The following is a 16027-nucleotide window of genomic DNA, read 5'->3' as shown; positions in this document are numbered from 1 at the left end:
CCGGCAAGCAACGCGCCGCCGGGCGATGTTTTTTACTGACGAGCGGCAAGAACGTCTTTCTCATATGCCCGCACGTTATCCAGCCACTGGCTGCCTGCAGGCGCATCGTGACGCTGGCAGTACATCTCCCACACCGCCTGCCACGGCAGGGATTTCTGCTCTTCCAGCAGCGCCAGGCGCGCGGTGTAGTCGCCGTTAGCCTCCAGCTGTTTCAGCGCGGCGACAGGCTCCAGCAGGGCGCGCAGCAGGGCTTTCTTCATGTTGCGGGTGCCGATAACCCACGCTGCAATGCGGTTGATGGAGGCATCAAAGAAGTCGAGGCCGATATGCACGCGGTCGAAGAGATCGTGACGGATGATCTCGCTGGCAATGGCCTGGGTTTCGTCATCCAGCAGCACCACGTGGTCGCTGTCCCAGCGCACCGGGCGGCTGACGTGCAGCAGCAGGCGCGGGACGTAGAGCATGGCGGCGGAGATTTTGTCGGAGATCACTTCCGTTGGGTGGAAGTGGCCGGCATCCAGGCACAGCGCGGTCTGGCGGCTGGTGGCATAACCCATGTAGAACTCGTTCGAACCGACGGTGTAGCTCTCGGCACCGATGCCGAACAGCTTGCTTTCGACAGCGTCGATGTGGTGCGCAGGGTCCAGCTTCTCGCTGATGGACTCATCCAGCGCCGCCAGCAGACGCTGGCGCGGAGCCAGACGGTCAACGGTGATGTCCTTCATGCCGTCCGGGATCCAGATGTTCATCACCGACGGCGTGCCGAGCTGCTCGCCAAAGTACGCAGAAACGCGGCGGCTGGCCTTCACGTGGTCGATCCAGAACTGACGGATTTCATCGTCCGCGTGGGCGAGGGTAAACCCGTCGGCGCTCAGCGGGTGCGAGAAGCAGGATGGGTTAAAGTCCAGACCCAGTTTGTTGGCTTTCGCCCACTCCACCCAGTTCGTAAAGTGTTCCGGTTTGATCTCGTTGCGCGCCACCGGCTCGTCGGATTCGAGATAAATCGCGTGCAGGTTCAGGCGCTTTGGCCCCGGGATCAGGCTCAGCGCCAGCTCCAGATCGGCGCGCAGTTCGGTCGCGTTACGCGCTTTGCCCGGGTAGTTACCCGTGGCCTGAATACCCCCCGTCAGGGAACCGCCCGGGTTCTCGAAACCGGCGACGTCATCGCCCTGCCAGCAGTGCATGGAGACAGGCAGACGGTCGAGCTGGCGCAGGGCCTCTTCGACATCCACGCCGACGGCGGCGAAACGCTGTTTAGCCAGGTCCCAGGCTTGTTCAAGTTGAGTGGTCATGCGCAAAGCTCCTTAGTCAGTCGGTTTTGCTGAAACTGCGCCCGGTAGCGGGCAATTTCATGGCAGGGATTGGGGGGGTAGGCGGTCAGTCGGGTGTTCGCGGTGACCACCGAGCGGAAATCGTCAACGTTGGACAGTTCGTCCAGGGTCATCAGCTGAATGCCGATATTGCCGAGCGTGGAGGCTTCAATCGGACCTGCCACCACGGTAATACCGCAGGCATCCGCGCAGAGCTGGTTCAGCAGCCGGTTCTGGCAGCCGCCGCCCACGATGTGCAGCTGGCTAAACGGCTTGCCGCGCAAATCGGCCAGTTCGCTGAGGATGTCGGCATACAGCAGGGCGAGGCTGTCAAAAATGCAGCGCGCCAGCTCTGCCGGGCTGGACGGCACCGGCTGCCCGGCCTCGACGCAGGCGGCCTGGATTTCGGCGCTCATGTGCGCCGGGTTGATAAAGCGGTCATCGTTCGGGTTGATCAGGAAGGTGCAGGCCTTCAGCTTTTCGGTTTCCGCGATAAGCGCAGGCAGGTCGGTGATGTTCTGCTCTTTCAGCACCCGCTGGAGCAGCCACAGGCCCATGATGTTTTTCAGCACGCGGTAACGCCCTTCCGCGCCACCTTCGTTAGTGATGTTTGCCGCCATCGCGGCATCGCTGGTGTACGGCGTTTTGCTCTCAAAGCCCATTAGCGACCAGGTGCCGGAAGAAAGATACGCCGCGTCTTCGCTGGCGAGCGGTGAGGCGATGACCGCGCTGGCGGTATCGTGGCTGGCGACGGCGACGACAGGGATCTCGTTCCCCTGCGGGCAAATCCACTGACCGATCACATTGCCGGGATGCGTTGGCGTGCCGAACCAGGACGGCGACGCGCCCGTCCATGCCAGCAGGTTTTCGTCCCAGTTATCGGTGTTGATGTTCACCAGTTGGGTGGTGGTGGCGTTGGTGTACTCCCAGTTCATATTGCCGGTCAGGCGGTAGCTCAGGTAGTCCGGGATCAGCAGCGCGTGGGCCACGTTCGCGACCAGCTCCGGCTGCTGCTCAACCAGGGCGCGCAGCTGGTACAGCGTGTTAAATGGCAGAAACTGAATGCCGCTGCGCCCGTAGATGTTGTCCTTACCAAGCTGGGCGATGGCATGCGCCATCAGGCCGTCGGTGCGGCTGTCGCGGTAGGAGACGGGCAGGCCGACGCGCTCACCGTTACCGTCCAGCAGCACATAATCCACGCCCCAGGTATCAATGCCGATGCTGTCGATACGAATGCCGTCGTTGCAGACGTTGTTCAGCCCGATGCGGATCTCCGCTTCCAGGGCATCGATATCCCAGGTCTCAAAACCGTCCTGCTTTTGCAGGCAGTTGGCGAAGCGGTGCATTTCGCGAAGCGAAAGTGTGCGCTGGTCGCAGTCCCAGGTGGCGAGCATTACGCGGCCGCTGGATGCGCCTAAATCGACTGCCACACAATGGCGAAAAGTCATGGTCAGGTCCTTTCTTAAGTCATTAGCGGTGAGTGTAAGAAAGGGAAGAAAAAGCCACCTTCTCGCCACTGACAGGCCAAATCCGGCGCTGGCAAGAAAGCAAAGGTGAACGTGAGGGAGTTCACAGTTTCCAGTAATGGCGGGGTTTTCAGGCAGTGTGACGCTTACCGCATTTCCCGATCTTTCCGCCGGTTTCTTGAAAAACGGACAGCTTTTGCGACGTTTGCTGCCGAAAATTTAAGGTGAGCATGAAAGGCCTTAATTACTATTTTGAGAACATTTCTCATTGGTGGGGGCCGTTATGACCGTACTACACAGCGTGGATTTTTTTCCTTCGGGAGGGTCGCCCGTCGCGATTGAGCCGCGGCTCCCTCAGGCTGCGTTCCCTGAACATCATCATGATTTTCATGAGATTGTGATTGTTGAACACGGGACGGGCATTCACGTGTTTAACGGCCAGCCGTACACCATCAGCGGCGGCACCGTGTGCTTTGTGCGCGACCACGACAGGCACCTGTATGAACATACCGACAACCTGTGTCTGACCAACGTGCTCTATCGTTCCCCGGACGCGTTCCAGTTTCTTTCTGGTTTAAACCAGCTGCTGCCGCAGGAAAAGGACGGGCACTATCCGTCGCACTGGCGCGTGAACCAGTCCACCTTACAGCAGGTGCGGCAGCTGGTGAGCCAGATGGAGCAGAGCGAGGATGGGCAGGAGACGCACGCCATTGCCACGCGCGAGCTGCTGTTCATGCAGCTGCTGGTGCTACTGCGCCGCAGTAGCCTGGTGGAGGGGCTGGAAAACAACGACGCCCGGCTGAACCATCTAATGGCCTGGCTGGAAGACCATTTCGCCGAAGATGTTTGCTGGGAAACGCTGGCGGATGATTTTTCGCTGTCGCTGCGCACCCTGCATCGCCAGCTGAAGCAGCACACCGGGCTGACGCCGCAGCGCTATCTTAATCGCCTGCGGTTAATCAAAGCGCGTCATCTTTTACGTCATACGGACGAAAGCGTCACGGATATCGCCTATCGCTGCGGTTTCGGCGACAGTAACCACTTTTCGACGCTTTTCCGTCGGGAGTTTAGCTGGTCGCCGCGCGATATTCGTCAGGGAAAAGACGCGTTGCTTCAGTAACGCGAGGGCAGTCACCGTTTTATTGCCGCAATAAAGCTAATAATGTCTGGTTTTTCGGCACAGAGGTCGTGGTGTGGCTGCTCAGTTAATCCTTCGCAAAGATGATTTTTTTGCCTCCGCGAGTCAGGCCGTCGCGGTGGCGGACCGCTACCCGCAAAACGTCTTTGCCGAGCATACCCACGAGTTTTGCGAGCTGGTGCTGGTGTGGCGCGGCAACGGCCTTCATGTTCTCAACGACCGGCCCTACCGCATCACCCGCGGGGATCTGTTCTATATCCGCGCCGAAGATAAACACTCCTACGCCTCGGTTAACGACCTGGTGCTGCAAAACGTTATTTACTGCCCGGACAGGCTCAGGCTTAACGTGGACTGGGCCGCGAATATTCCGGGTTTTCTTGATGATAAAGGTTCCCCGCACTGGCGGTTAAGCAGCAGCGGCATGACCCAGGTTCGGCAGGTCATTTCTCAGCTTGAGCAGGAGAGCCAGAAGAGCGACCCGGTCGCCAACCAGATGGCGGAGCTGCTTTTCGCCCAGCTGGTGATGACGCTGAAGCGCCACCGCTACGCCACCGATAACCCCTCTGCCACGACGCAGGAAGCGCTGCTGGATAAGCTCATCACCACGCTTGCGGGCAGCCTGAACAGAAGCTTCGTGCTGGAAAAATTCTGCGAGCAGGAGCAGTGCAGCGAGCGCGCGCTGCGCCAGCAGTTCCGCACCCAGACGGGGATGACGGTGAACCACTACCTGCGCCAGCTGCGCATCTGCCACGCCCAGTATCTGCTGCAGCATACGGAGTTGATGGTGAGTGAAGTGGCGATGCGCTGCGGATTTGAGGACAGTAACTACTTTTCGGTGGTGTTTAACCGCGAGGTGGGGATGACGCCGGTTCAATGGCGTCATCGCAGTCGAAAGGCGGCGTAATCAGTTCGCCATGCCGAGGCCAACGATATTGGCGGCAATGATAATCACCACGCAGCCCAGGCTCAGGACGCCCACCGGACGACGCCCGGCGTTGTTCCACTCCTTCAGCACCAGCCCAACCAGCCCGCCGCACAGCACGTAGAAGCTCATGTGCAGCATCCAGCTCATGTAGTCGTACTGCGCCGGAATGCTGGCGTGGCCCCAGGCATAGAAGAAGAACTGCAGGTACCACATCAGGCCACCGAGGGCGGAGAGCAGGACGTTAGTGATGATCAGCTGTTTTGCCAGCGAGAAGTCGGCTTTTACCGACAGGTTCTTCACTTTTGCCAGACGAAGGAAGCAGAAGCCGAGGTTCACCAGCGCGCCGCCGCCCATGATGACCACGTAGCTTGGCAGGGCAGCGTACAGCGGGTCGACGCCCAGCGCCGCAGCGGCATCGTGCATCGGTTTGGCGGCGTTCATGGCAAACGACATGCCCGCCGAGAAAACGCCGCACATCACCGCCAGCAGCAGCCCTTTCTTCAGGTTGAACTCTTCGGCCCTGATGCCCATCTTGCGTTCTTTCAGCTGGCCCGCGCGGGTGACGATGCCCACGCCGATCACCGCCACCAGCACGCCCAGCAGCGTCATTCGCCCGCCCTGCGTGTTGATCAGCACGTCGAAGTGGCCGTTGAGGATCGGCGTCATCAGGGTGCCGACGATCAGCGTGATGCCAATCGCGATGCCAATCCCCATCGACATGCCGAGATAGCGCATGGTGAGGCCGTAGTTAATATTACCGATGCCCCACATTGCGCCGAACAGGAATACCGGCAGCAGGGTGGAGGCGCTAAAGGAGGAGAAGTAGCCCCAGAAATCGGGCAGCAGCATGGCGCTGATTGTCCACGGCAAAATTAGCCATGACACGGTACCGCCAACGGACCACATGGTTTCCCATGACCAGCCTTTCACTTTTTTAAACGGGGCATAGAAACAGGCAGCACTGGCCGCGCCTATCAAATGCCAGAAGATACCCATCGTAATCGCATGATTCATTTTTACATCCTCATCGTTTTTATAGTCGGTGGCTTCCCGCCGACTTGATGAGTGTAAAAATTAGGCGGTTTGGGAACCTTCAGAAGGTTGCCGCACTTTTGTTCTGGATGGCAATCAGCACGTTAACCGCGTGAGCAGACTCACATTTCCGCCATTAATCGAAAAATGAATAACCTTATAAAAACTACGGCATTGATAATCATTTTCAATATCATTTAATTAACTATAATGAACCAACTGCTTACGCGGCATTAACAGCTGTGCCGCCCGACAATAATGGAGAGGATTATGAGTTATACACTGCCATCCCTGCCGTATGCCTACGACGCACTGGAACCGCATTTCGACAAGCAGACGATGGAAATCCATCACACTAAACACCACCAGACCTATGTGAACAACGCGAACGCCGCGCTGGAAAGCCTGCCAGAGTTCGCGAACCTGTCTGCTGAAGAGCTGATCACCAAGCTGGACCAGCTGCCAGCAGACAAGAAAACCGTGCTGCGCAACAACGCGGGCGGTCACGCTAACCACAGCCTTTTCTGGAAAGGCCTGAAAACCGGTACCACCCTGCAGGGCGACCTGAAAGCGGCTATCGAGCGTGACTTCGGTTCCGTGGACAACTTCAAAGCGGAATTCGAAAAAGCCGCTGCTACCCGTTTCGGCTCTGGCTGGGCGTGGCTGGTTCTGAAAGGTGACAAGCTGGCGGTAGTGTCTACTGCTAACCAGGACTCCCCGCTGATGGGTGAAGCAATTTCTGGCGCATCCGGCTTCCCAATCCTGGGCCTGGACGTGTGGGAACACGCTTACTACCTGAAATTCCAGAACCGTCGCCCGGACTACATCAAAGCCTTCTGGGACGTGGTGAACTGGGACGAAGCAGCAGCGCGTTTCGCCGCTAAAAAATAAGGTTGCATTGACGCCTGTGAGAAGCGAGTCTGATGACTCGCTTTTTTTGTATCTGCGTAATGGAGGCAGCAATGCATTACCCGGTGAATGTGTTTACAGGCAAGGTCAGGGAGTACAACGGCAGCCGGCCGAGCGCCATCGCTAAAATTCAGGTCGATGGCGAGCTGACGTTAACCGACCTCGGGCTGGCGGGTGACGAGCAGGCCGAAAAGAAAATCCACGGCGGGCCCGATCGCGCGCTGTGTCACTATCCGCGCGAGCACTATCAGCACTGGAAAGCCGAATTCCCCGAACAGGCGGATCTGTTTGTCGCCCCCGCGTTTGGCGAAAACCTCTCGACCGAAGGGCTGACCGAGAAAAACGTCTTTATCGGTGATATTTACCGCTGGGGCGACGCCCTGATTCAGGTGACGCAGCCGCGCTCGCCGTGCTTCAAGCTCAACTTCCATTTCGGCATCAGCGATATGTCCGAGCAGCTGCAAAATGCGGGTAAAACTGGCTGGCTGTACCGCGTGGTGCTGGCTGGGCAGGTGTCAGCGGATGCGCCGCTTGAGCTGGCGTCGCGGCTGAGCGATGTCTCCGTTTATGACGCCTGTGCCATTGCGTGGCATATGCCGTTTGACGACGAGCAGTATCACCGCCTGCTGTCGGCGGCGGGGTTATCGACCAGCTGGACCAGAACGATGCAGAAGAGGCGCATAAGCGGCAAGATCGAGGATAATTCGCGGAGATTGTGGGGGAAGTAAGGCTATGCCTTACCCTCACCCCTCACCCCAGCCCTCTCCCCAAAGGGGCGAGGGGGTTTTACGTTCCCTCTCCCCTTTGGGGAGAGGGTTAGGGTGAGGGGAAAACTACGAACGCTTATACAACGGCAGCCACAGCGTTAACCGTAGCCCGCCCAACGGGCTATCGTCGGCTTTCACCCAGCCACGGTGCTGCTGCATGGCAGTTTCAACAATCGCCAGACCCAGTCCCGTACCGCCAGACTCACGGTCGCGCGCTTCGTCGGTACGGTAGAACGGACGGAAAATCTGCTCGCGATCTTCCGGGCTGACGCCAGGGCCATCATCGTCCACGATGATGGTGATCCCGTCTTTATCCACCGAGAAAGCCACTTCAATCTTCGTGTGCGAATAGCGCAGGGCGTTACGCACGATATTCTCCAGCGCGCTTTCCAGCGTGTTGGGGTTACCGTACAGCGGCCACGGGCCCGGCGGGAAGTTGACGGTGAAGGATTTCCCCATCTGTTCCGCTTCGAACGCCGCGTTGTCCAGCACCTCGTGCCACAGGTGATTGGCTTTCACCGTTTCGCTCACCAGCGCGTTTTTCTGCTGATTGCGCGACATCACCAGCAGGTCGTTAATCATGCTGTCCAGACGATGAGCTTCCGTTTCAATACGCTCCAGCTCCTTGCTTTCTCCGCTGCGGCGTCGCAGCAGGGCGGTGCCGAGCTGTAAGCGCGTGAGCGGGGTACGCAGCTCGTGCGAGATATCCGACAGCAGACGCTGCTGGGCGGTCATCATGCGGTCAAGAGCGCTCACCATCTGGTTAAAACTGGTTCCGGCGGCAAGGAACTCCTGCGGCCCGGCTTCCAGTTCAGGGTGTTGTCGCAGGTTACCCTGAGCCACTTCGTCAGCCGCATTTTTCAGCTTACGCGCCGGTTTTGCCAGGCTCCACGCCAGCCATAACAACAGCGGCGAGCTAACCAGCATGGTGACAATCAACAGTAGCAGAGGACGGTCAAACAGCAGGTTGATAAAATCGGACTGGGAGTTGCTCGCAGGGCGAATCAGGTAGAGCTGATAGTTATCTTCCCCATCTCGTACCGAGAAAGGGCCGACCATCTCTACCCGACCATATTTCTTCTTCTGTGGGTGATCGGCGTTATCCGCCTGGCCAATGAAGTTACGGATAATCTGCATTTCATTGCGATCGGCCCCAATGACGCGGCCTTCGCTGGTCACCAGCAGCAGGCGTTGTCCGGGCGGCGCCCACTTGTCGATAGCGCGAAACAGCCTGCGCCACCACATTAAATCGTTTGGCGGATCGTTTGCCAGCTCGGCTTCCACGTGCTGCTCGATCATCACGCCCTGACGTTGCTCGCTGTCGAGAAGCTCCGTCATCTGGCGTGAGTCGAGTTTTGGCAACATCAAAACGAGCATTAAAACCAGTGCCAGCGTCAGCCAGAAGATGGCGAAGATGCGGGCGGTTAAGCTGCCTATCATGAAGCGGAAACCATCAGATAGCCGCGACCTCGCAGCGTTTTAAACCATGGGTGACCGTCTTTACGTTCCGGTAATTTACGGCGCAGGTTAGAAATATGCATGTCGATGGCGCGGTCAAACGGCGTAAGGCGTTTGCCCAGCACTTCCTGACTTAAATGTTCACGCGATACCACCTGGCCGAGATGTTGCGCCAGCAGATACAGCAGGGTGAACTCGGTGCCGGTCAGTTCCAGCGTTTCACCGTCGAAGCTCGCTTCCTGACGGCCCGGGTTCAGGCTCAGGGAGTCCACTTCCAGGGTTGGTGAGCTGTTGTCGGTATTCTGCTGCTGCTCGCTCCAGTGGGAACGACGCAAGATAGCGCGAATACGGGCCACCAGTTCACGGTCGTTGAACGGTTTCGGTAAATAGTCATCTGCGCCCAGCTCAAGGCCGAGTACGCGGTCAAGTTCGCTGCCGCGCGCGGTCAGCATGATAACGGGGGTCTGGTGTGTCTGGCGAAGCTCTTTCAACGTATCAATGCCGTTTTTCTTCGGCATCATCACGTCGAGCAAAAGTAAATCGATGCTGTCGTCAAGGAGACTCAGCGCCTGCTCGCCATCATGGGCAACCAGAACGTTGAAACCTTCCATGTCGAGCAACTCCTTTAAAAGAGATGTGAGCTCTCGGTCATCATCAACTAACAGGATTTTATTCATTGTTTAAATACCTCCGAGGCAGAAATTACGACATCAAGGCTATCTAATCCATGACTTTACGTTGTTTTACACCCCCTGACGCATGTTTGCAGCCTGAATCGTAGACTGTCTCTCGTTGAATCGCGACACGAAAGATTTTGGGAGCAAGTGATGCGCAAAGTTACCGCTGCCGTCATGGCCTCAACGCTGGCGTTCAGTGCGTTTAGCCAGGCTGCTGTAGCTATCATCGGCGATAACAGTTCCTCGCAAGAGGGTGCAACGCAGCACAGCGGCCAAAGCCATATGTTTGACGGCATAAGTTTAACCGAACATCAGCGTCAACAGATGCGAGATCTGATGCAGAGGGCAAGACACGACCAGCCCCCTGTTAATGTTAGCGAAATGGAGACAATGCATCGCCTTGTCACCGCAGAAAATTTTGACGAAAGCGCTGTACGCGCTCAGGCAGAAAAAATGGCACAGGAGCAGGTTGCCCGCCAGGTAGAAATGGCGAAGGTTCGCAACCAGATGTTCCATCTGCTATCGCCCGAGCAGCAAGCGGTTTTGAACGACAAACATCAGCAACGTATGGACCAGTTGCGTGAGGTTGCACGGATGCAGCGAAGCTCAGAAACGACGCTTTTCAGTAGCAATAGCAGTACCCGTAGTAACCAGTAAACCCTGTTTTCCTTGCCATAGACACCATCCCTGTCTTCCCCCACATGATGTGGGGGTTTTTTTTGCCCGTCATTCTCTTTTGTTAACCGTTTATTCATCCTTTGACTCCGCAACCATCCGTTATACTAGCGCCATGGCATGACAGGAGTGTTTATGAATCAATCCTATGGACGGCTGGTAAGCCGGGCCGCAATCGCCGCGACGATAATGGCGTCGTGTTTGCTGATTATCAAAATTTTCGCATGGTGGTACACCGGCTCGGTCAGTATTCTGGCGGCGCTGGTGGATTCATTGGTGGATATTGCGGCCTCGCTGACCAATCTGCTGGTGGTGCGTTATTCGCTGCAACCGGCGGATGAAGAGCACACATTTGGACACGGAAAAGCAGAATCGCTCGCGGCGCTGGCGCAAAGCATGTTTATTTCTGGCTCCGCGCTGTTCCTGTTTTTGACCGGTATTCAGCATCTCATTTCACCCTCACCGATGAACGATCCCGGTGTCGGCGTGATCGTCACGGTCATTGCGCTTATTAGCACACTTGTTCTGGTAACGTTCCAGCGCTGGGTCGTGCGTAAAACACAAAGCCAGGCTGTACGGGCGGATATGCTTCATTATCAGTCTGATGTTATGATGAATGGGGCTATTCTTATTGCGCTCGGTCTGGCCTGGTATGGCTGGCATCGGGCCGATGCATTGTTTGCGTTAGGGATAGGGGTCTATATCTTATATAGCGCCTTACGGATGGGATATGAAGCGGTGCAATCGCTTCTTGACCGTGCGCTGCCTGATGCAGAACGTGATGAAATTTTTGCCATCGTGACCCACTGGCCCGGCGTCAGTGGTGCCCACGATCTTCGTACGCGGCAGTCAGGGCCGACCCGCTTTATACAGATCCACATTGAAATGGAAGACAACCTGCCGTTGGTACAGGCTCACGTTATCGCTGAGCAGGTCGAGCAGGCGATTTTGCAGCGTTTTCCTGGTTCGGACGTCATCATTCACCAGGATCCCTGCTCGGTTGTACCCGGACATGTTGAGCTTTCGTAATTCGTTGTAAAAAAGTGAGCCAGGCCAGCATTTTGTGTATAAATTACCGCCATTTGGTCTGACCTGAATCAATTCAGCTGGAAGTGATTGATATACTATTTGCAGTATTCGTTGGTCGAACAGTTTCTTCCGGCAACAGATTTCAATTTTGCATTCCTAAGTTCAGAGGTAGTCATGATTAAGAAAATCGGTGTGTTGACAAGCGGCGGTGATGCGCCGGGCATGAACGCGGCAATTCGTGGTGTTGTCCGTGCAGCACTGACGGAAGGTCTGGAAGTGTTTGGCGTTTATGACGGTTACCTGGGTCTGTACGAAGACCGCATGGTTCAACTGGACCGCTACAGCGTGTCTGACATGATCAACCGTGGCGGTACCTTCCTCGGTTCTGCACGCTTCCCGGAATTCCGTGATGAACACGTTCGCGAAGTGGCTATCGAAAACATGAAGAAACGTGGCCTGGACGCACTGGTTGTTATCGGTGGTGACGGCTCTTACATGGGTGCAAAACGTCTGACCGAAATGGGCTTCCCGTGCATCGGTCTGCCTGGCACCATCGACAACGACATCAAAGGCACTGACTACACCATCGGTTACTTCACTGCGCTGGGTACCGTTGTTGAAGCGATTGACCGCCTGCGTGACACCTCTTCTTCTCACCAGCGTATCTCCATCGTTGAAGTGATGGGCCGTTACTGCGGCGACCTGACGCTGGCGGCCGCTATCGCCGGTGGCTGTGAGTTCGTGGTGGTGCCGGAAGTGGAATTCAGCCGTGAAGATCTGGTGAACGAAATCAAAGCCGGTATCGCGAAAGGCAAAAAACACGCCATCGTCGCCATCACCGAGCACATCTGCGATGTTGACGAGCTGGCGAAGTACATCGAAACCGAAACCAAACGCGAAACCCGTGCGACCGTTCTGGGTCACATCCAGCGTGGCGGTTCCCCTGGCCCGTACGACCGTATTCTGGCCTCCCGTATGGGTGCGTATGCTATCGAACTGCTGCTGCAGGGGCATGGCGGTCGTTGCGTCGGTATTCAGAACGAACAACTGGTACACCATGACATCATCGACGCGATTGAAAACATGAAGCGTCCGTTCAAAGGTGACTGGCTGGACTGCGCGAAAAAACTGTACTGATTGGCTCTGGTTGCCCGGAGGCGCTGCGCTTGCCGGGCCTACAAAACCACGACTCGTAGGCCGGGTAAGGCGTAGCCGCCACCCGGCTTTTTTATGCGTGCACGCTTTTTTATTCCACTACGTTATAGCCAATCTTTTTTTATTCTTTAATCATCGATTCGCTTTCTGGCACGCTGCATTCATCAAAACACTACACAAGAGAGCTGGGCGATGAATAAATGGGGCGTGGGTTTAACATTATTGCTGGCATCGACCAGCGTTCTGGCAAAGGACATCCAGTTACTGAACGTGTCGTACGACCCGACGCGTGAACTGTACGATCAATACAACAAAGCCTTCGCGGCGCACTACAAACAGGAAACCGGCGATAACGTGGTGATTCGCCAGTCTCACGGCGGCTCGGGCAAACAGGCAACGTCTGTGATTAACGGCATTGAAGCTGACGTGGTTACCCTGGCGCTGGCCTACGACGTGGACGCAATCGCGGAACGTGGGCGTATTGATAAAAACTGGATCAAACGTCTGCCGGACAACTCCGCGCCATACACCTCGACCATCGTTTTCCTGGTGCGTAAAGGCAACCCGAAACAAATTAAAGACTGGAACGACCTGATCAAACCGGGCGTTTCCGTGATTACACCGAACCCGAAAAGCTCCGGCGGCGCGCGCTGGAACTACCTGGCGGCCTGGGGCTACGCCCTGCACCACAACAACGGTGACCAGGCTAAAGCGCAGGAATTCGTGAAAGCGCTGTTTAAAAACGTCGAAGTGCTGGATTCCGGCGCGCGTGGCGCAACCAACACCTTCGTTGAGCGCGGCATCGGCGACGTGCTGATTGCGTGGGAAAACGAAGCCCTGCTGGCGACCAACGAGCTGGGTAAAGACAAGTTCGAGATCGTCACCCCAAGCGAATCTATCCTCGCCGAGCCGACCGTCTCCGTGGTCGACAAAGTGGTTGAGAAGAAAGACACCAAAGCGGTGGCGGAAGCCTACCTGAAGTATCTCTACTCACCGGAAGGTCAGGAAATCGCGGCGAAAAATTTCTATCGCCCGCGTGACCCGGCTGTGGCGAAGAAATACGACAGCGAATTCCCGAAACTGAAGCTCTTCACCATTGACGATGTCTTCGGCGGCTGGACCAAAGCGCAGAAAGAGCACTTCTCTAACGGCGGAACCTTCGACCAGATCAGCAAACGCTAGGCGTTTCATAAAGAACGACACGGTGACCCGGTGTGAGAAATCCGCCGGGTTTTTTATTTGGTCATCATTTTGCGTTACTCTTTCGCCTCTATCGAAAACAGGGAACGCGTTGTGAAAAAAATTATCGTATTGATCCTGATTGTCATCGCCCTGGCCGCTGGCGGCGCGTACTGGATGAAGGCGGGTAATCCGAACGCGTTGCGGCATATCGTTCTCGACCAGTGCGTGCCGAATCAGATCCAACACCGCAACCCCGCGCCGTGCGCACAGGTGAAAACGGATGCAGGCTATGTGGTGTTTAAAGACCGCAACGGTCCGCTGCAGTATCTGCTGATGCCCACGTACCGCGTCAACGGCACCGAAAGCCCTCTTTTGACCGAGCCTCACACGCCGAACTTTTTCTGGCTGGCGTGGCAGTCCCGCAGCTTTATGACGCTGAAGCGCGGCTCAGAAGTGCCTGACAGTGCTATTTCGCTAACGATCAACTCCCCAACTGGTCGCACGCAAAACCATTTTCACATTCATATCTCCTGCCTGCGCCCGAACGTGCGCGAGAAGCTCAATGCCGCTCAGGGGCAAATTAGCACCCAGTGGCTACCGTTCCCGGGCGGGCTGGAAGGGCATGAATATCTCGCCCGTCGGGTGACGGAAAATGAGCTGGTCCAGCGCAGCCCGTTTATGATGCTGGCAGAAGAGCTGCCGGAAGCGCGCGATCATATGGGGCGCTTCGCGCTGGCGATGGCGCAGCAGTCGGACGGATCGTTTGTTTTGCTGGCGACCGAGCGTAATCTGCTGATGCTTAACCGCGCGTCGGCGGAGGAACTTCAGGATCATCAATGCGATATCCTGAAGTGAGCCCACTATAAATGGCGTTTACTCGTCCTGCCTGTCGCCGTAGACTTGCTGAAAAATTCTACAGGAGACAGGTATGTCGCTCTGGTTAACGCATCCTCTGCTGCTGCCCTCACTGATTGTTGGCGTCACCATCGTGCTGTGGGCGACGTCGCTGCTGCCGGAATTTATCACTGCGCTGCTGTTTTTCACGGCGGCGATGGTCGCCAAAATTGCCCCGCCGGAGGTGATTTTTGGCGGTTTTGCTTCGTCGGCTTTCTGGCTGGTATTTAGCGGTTTTGTCCTCGGCGTGGCGATCCGTAAAACCGGCCTTGCGGACAGGGCTGCGCGTGCGCTGTCGGCAAAGCTCACCGACTCCTGGGTGTTGATGGTGGCGAGCGTGGTGCTGCTGAGCTATGCGCTGGCGTTTGTGATGCCGTCGAACATGGGACGTATTGCGCTGCTGATGCCGATTGTCGCGGCGATGGCAAAACGCGCCGGTATCGCCGACGGGTCTCGCGCCTGGTACGGTCTGGCGCTGGCCGTTGGGTTCGGCACCTTCCAGCTCTCGGCCACTATCCTGCCTGCTAACGTCCCCAATCTGGTGATGAGCGGTGCGGCGGAGGGCTCGTACGGTATTCACCTGAACTATGTCCCGTATCTGCTGCTGCACACGCCGGTGCTCGGTATCCTTAAAGGTCTGATCCTGATTGGCCTGATCTGCTGGCTATTTCCCGGTAGCCCGAAACCGCCGAAGGAACAGGCACCGTCTGATCCGATGGGGCGGGACGAAAAGCGTCTCGCCTGGCTGCTGGCGGTGGTACTGGGGATGTGGGTGACGGAGAGCTGGCACGGCGTGGGGCCCGCGTGGACGGGGCTGGCGGCGTCGATCGTCGTCATGCTGCCGCGCGTTGGCTTTATCACCGGGGAAGAATTTTCAGCGGGCGTGAACATGCGTACCTGCATTTACGTCGCGGGTATTCTCGGTCTGGCGATCGTTGTGACGCAAACGGGTATTGGAGCGGCAGTGGGCGAAGCGTTGCTTCGCATTATGCCCCTGGATGCAGACAGGCCGTTCACCAGTTTCCTCGCGTTGACCGGGATCACCACGGCGCTCAACTTCATCATGACCGCCAACGGCGTTCCTGCACTCTATACCACGCTGGCGCAGAGCTTCTCGGACGCGACCGGTTTTCCGCTGCTGTCGGTGATCATGATTCAGGTGCTGGGCTATTCCACGCCGCTGCTGCCGTATCAGGCGTCGCCGATTGTGGTAGCGATGGGGTTAGGAAAGGTGCCTGCAAAAGCGGGAATGGTGCTTTGTCTCGCGCTGGCCATTGCAACGTATCTGGTGCTGCTGCCGCTGGATTACCTGTGGTTTAGCTTGCTGGGACGGCTGTAAAAAAGCCCGGTGGCGCTGACGCTTACCGGGCCTACAGAACCGTAGGGCGGGTTAGCGAAGCGCCACCCGCC

At 56.9% G+C, this 16027-nt stretch carries 15 protein-coding genes; 10 read left to right on the top strand and 5 right to left on the bottom strand.

Going from position 1 to position 16027, the window contains the following annotated elements; genetic code table 11:
- Positions 1-32: 32 nt before the first annotated feature.
- Together rhaA and rhaB are read right to left on the bottom strand one after the other, a co-directional pair.
- Positions 33-1292: an L-rhamnose isomerase gene (gene rhaA / locus N2K86_RS22055; protein ID WP_260659970.1), complete on the bottom strand. Its 1260-nt coding sequence runs from the start codon at positions 1290-1292 to the stop codon at positions 33-35.
- Positions 1289-2758, bottom strand: coding sequence for a rhamnulokinase (gene rhaB / locus N2K86_RS22050; protein WP_260659969.1), 1470 nt, complete (start codon positions 2756-2758; stop codon positions 1289-1291). The genes rhaA and rhaB overlap by 4 nt, the downstream gene beginning before the upstream one ends.
- Positions 2759-3059: 301 nt before the next feature.
- Here rhaB and rhaS point away from each other — a divergent pair, with 301 nt between their 5' ends.
- The gene (rhaS, locus tag N2K86_RS22045) at positions 3060-3896 is read left to right on the top strand and encodes an HTH-type transcriptional activator RhaS (protein ID WP_238458952.1); all 837 of its coding nucleotides are present in this window, start codon (positions 3060-3062) and stop codon (positions 3894-3896) included.
- A gap of 73 nt (positions 3897-3969) precedes the next feature.
- The gene (gene rhaR / locus N2K86_RS22040; RefSeq protein WP_260659968.1) at positions 3970-4818 is read left to right on the top strand and encodes an HTH-type transcriptional activator RhaR; all 849 of its coding nucleotides are present in this window, start codon (positions 3970-3972) and stop codon (positions 4816-4818) included.
- Here rhaR and rhaT read toward each other — a convergent pair whose 3' ends face one another.
- A complete protein-coding gene (gene rhaT, locus N2K86_RS22035) occupies positions 4819-5853 on the bottom strand; it encodes an L-rhamnose/proton symporter RhaT (RefSeq protein ID WP_260659967.1) in 1035 nt (344 codons plus the stop codon).
- 288 nt (positions 5854-6141) lie between these two features.
- Here rhaT and sodA point away from each other — a divergent pair, with 288 nt between their 5' ends.
- Positions 6142-6762: a superoxide dismutase [Mn] gene (gene sodA / locus N2K86_RS22030; protein WP_004203668.1), complete on the top strand. Its 621-nt coding sequence runs from the start codon at positions 6142-6144 to the stop codon at positions 6760-6762.
- A 71-nt stretch (positions 6763-6833) separates the two neighbouring features.
- Complete coding sequence (yiiM, locus tag N2K86_RS22025; protein WP_260661746.1) at positions 6834-7508, top strand: 6-hydroxyaminopurine reductase; 675 nt, start codon at positions 6834-6836, stop codon at positions 7506-7508.
- A gap of 105 nt (positions 7509-7613) precedes the next feature.
- On the opposite strand, the gene cpxA is transcribed toward yiiM, so the two are convergent.
- Both cpxA and cpxR read right to left on the bottom strand, forming a co-directional pair.
- Positions 7614-8987 (bottom strand): envelope stress sensor histidine kinase CpxA, encoded by a 1374-nt coding sequence (gene cpxA / locus N2K86_RS22020; RefSeq protein ID WP_010436910.1) that lies wholly within the window; start codon positions 8985-8987, stop codon positions 7614-7616.
- A complete protein-coding gene (gene cpxR, locus N2K86_RS22015) occupies positions 8984-9682 on the bottom strand; it encodes an envelope stress response regulator transcription factor CpxR (RefSeq protein WP_003862004.1) in 699 nt (232 codons plus the stop codon). The genes cpxA and cpxR overlap by 4 nt, the downstream gene beginning before the upstream one ends.
- Before the next feature lie 150 nt (positions 9683-9832).
- Between cpxR and cpxP the strand changes: the two genes are divergently transcribed.
- From cpxP to N2K86_RS21985, 6 genes are all read left to right on the top strand, one after another.
- Positions 9833-10339 (top strand): cell-envelope stress modulator CpxP, encoded by a 507-nt coding sequence (gene cpxP, locus N2K86_RS22010; RefSeq protein ID WP_260659966.1) that lies wholly within the window; start codon positions 9833-9835, stop codon positions 10337-10339.
- A gap of 153 nt (positions 10340-10492) precedes the next feature.
- Positions 10493-11386, top strand: a complete 894-nt coding sequence (gene fieF, locus N2K86_RS22005) for a CDF family cation-efflux transporter FieF (protein ID WP_260659965.1) — start codon at positions 10493-10495, stop codon at positions 11384-11386.
- 174 nt (positions 11387-11560) lie between these two features.
- Positions 11561-12523, top strand: coding sequence for a 6-phosphofructokinase (gene pfkA, locus N2K86_RS22000; protein ID WP_010436919.1), 963 nt, complete (start codon positions 11561-11563; stop codon positions 12521-12523).
- A 210-nt stretch (positions 12524-12733) separates the two neighbouring features.
- Positions 12734-13723, top strand: coding sequence for a sulfate ABC transporter substrate-binding protein (locus N2K86_RS21995; RefSeq protein ID WP_042718182.1), 990 nt, complete (start codon positions 12734-12736; stop codon positions 13721-13723).
- A 111-nt stretch (positions 13724-13834) separates the two neighbouring features.
- Positions 13835-14578: a CDP-diacylglycerol diphosphatase gene (locus N2K86_RS21990; protein ID WP_260659964.1), complete on the top strand. Its 744-nt coding sequence runs from the start codon at positions 13835-13837 to the stop codon at positions 14576-14578.
- A gap of 73 nt (positions 14579-14651) precedes the next feature.
- A complete protein-coding gene (locus N2K86_RS21985) occupies positions 14652-15956 on the top strand; it encodes an SLC13 family permease (protein ID WP_260659963.1) in 1305 nt (434 codons plus the stop codon).
- Positions 15957-16027 lie beyond the last annotated feature (71 nt).

It is taken from the genome of Enterobacter mori (genome assembly GCF_025244905.1).
GTDB lineage: Bacteria > Pseudomonadota > Gammaproteobacteria > Enterobacterales > Enterobacteriaceae > Enterobacter > Enterobacter mori_A.
The sequence above is the reverse complement of the archived record's forward strand: the minus strand, read 5'-3'. Positions and strand labels throughout refer to the sequence as shown.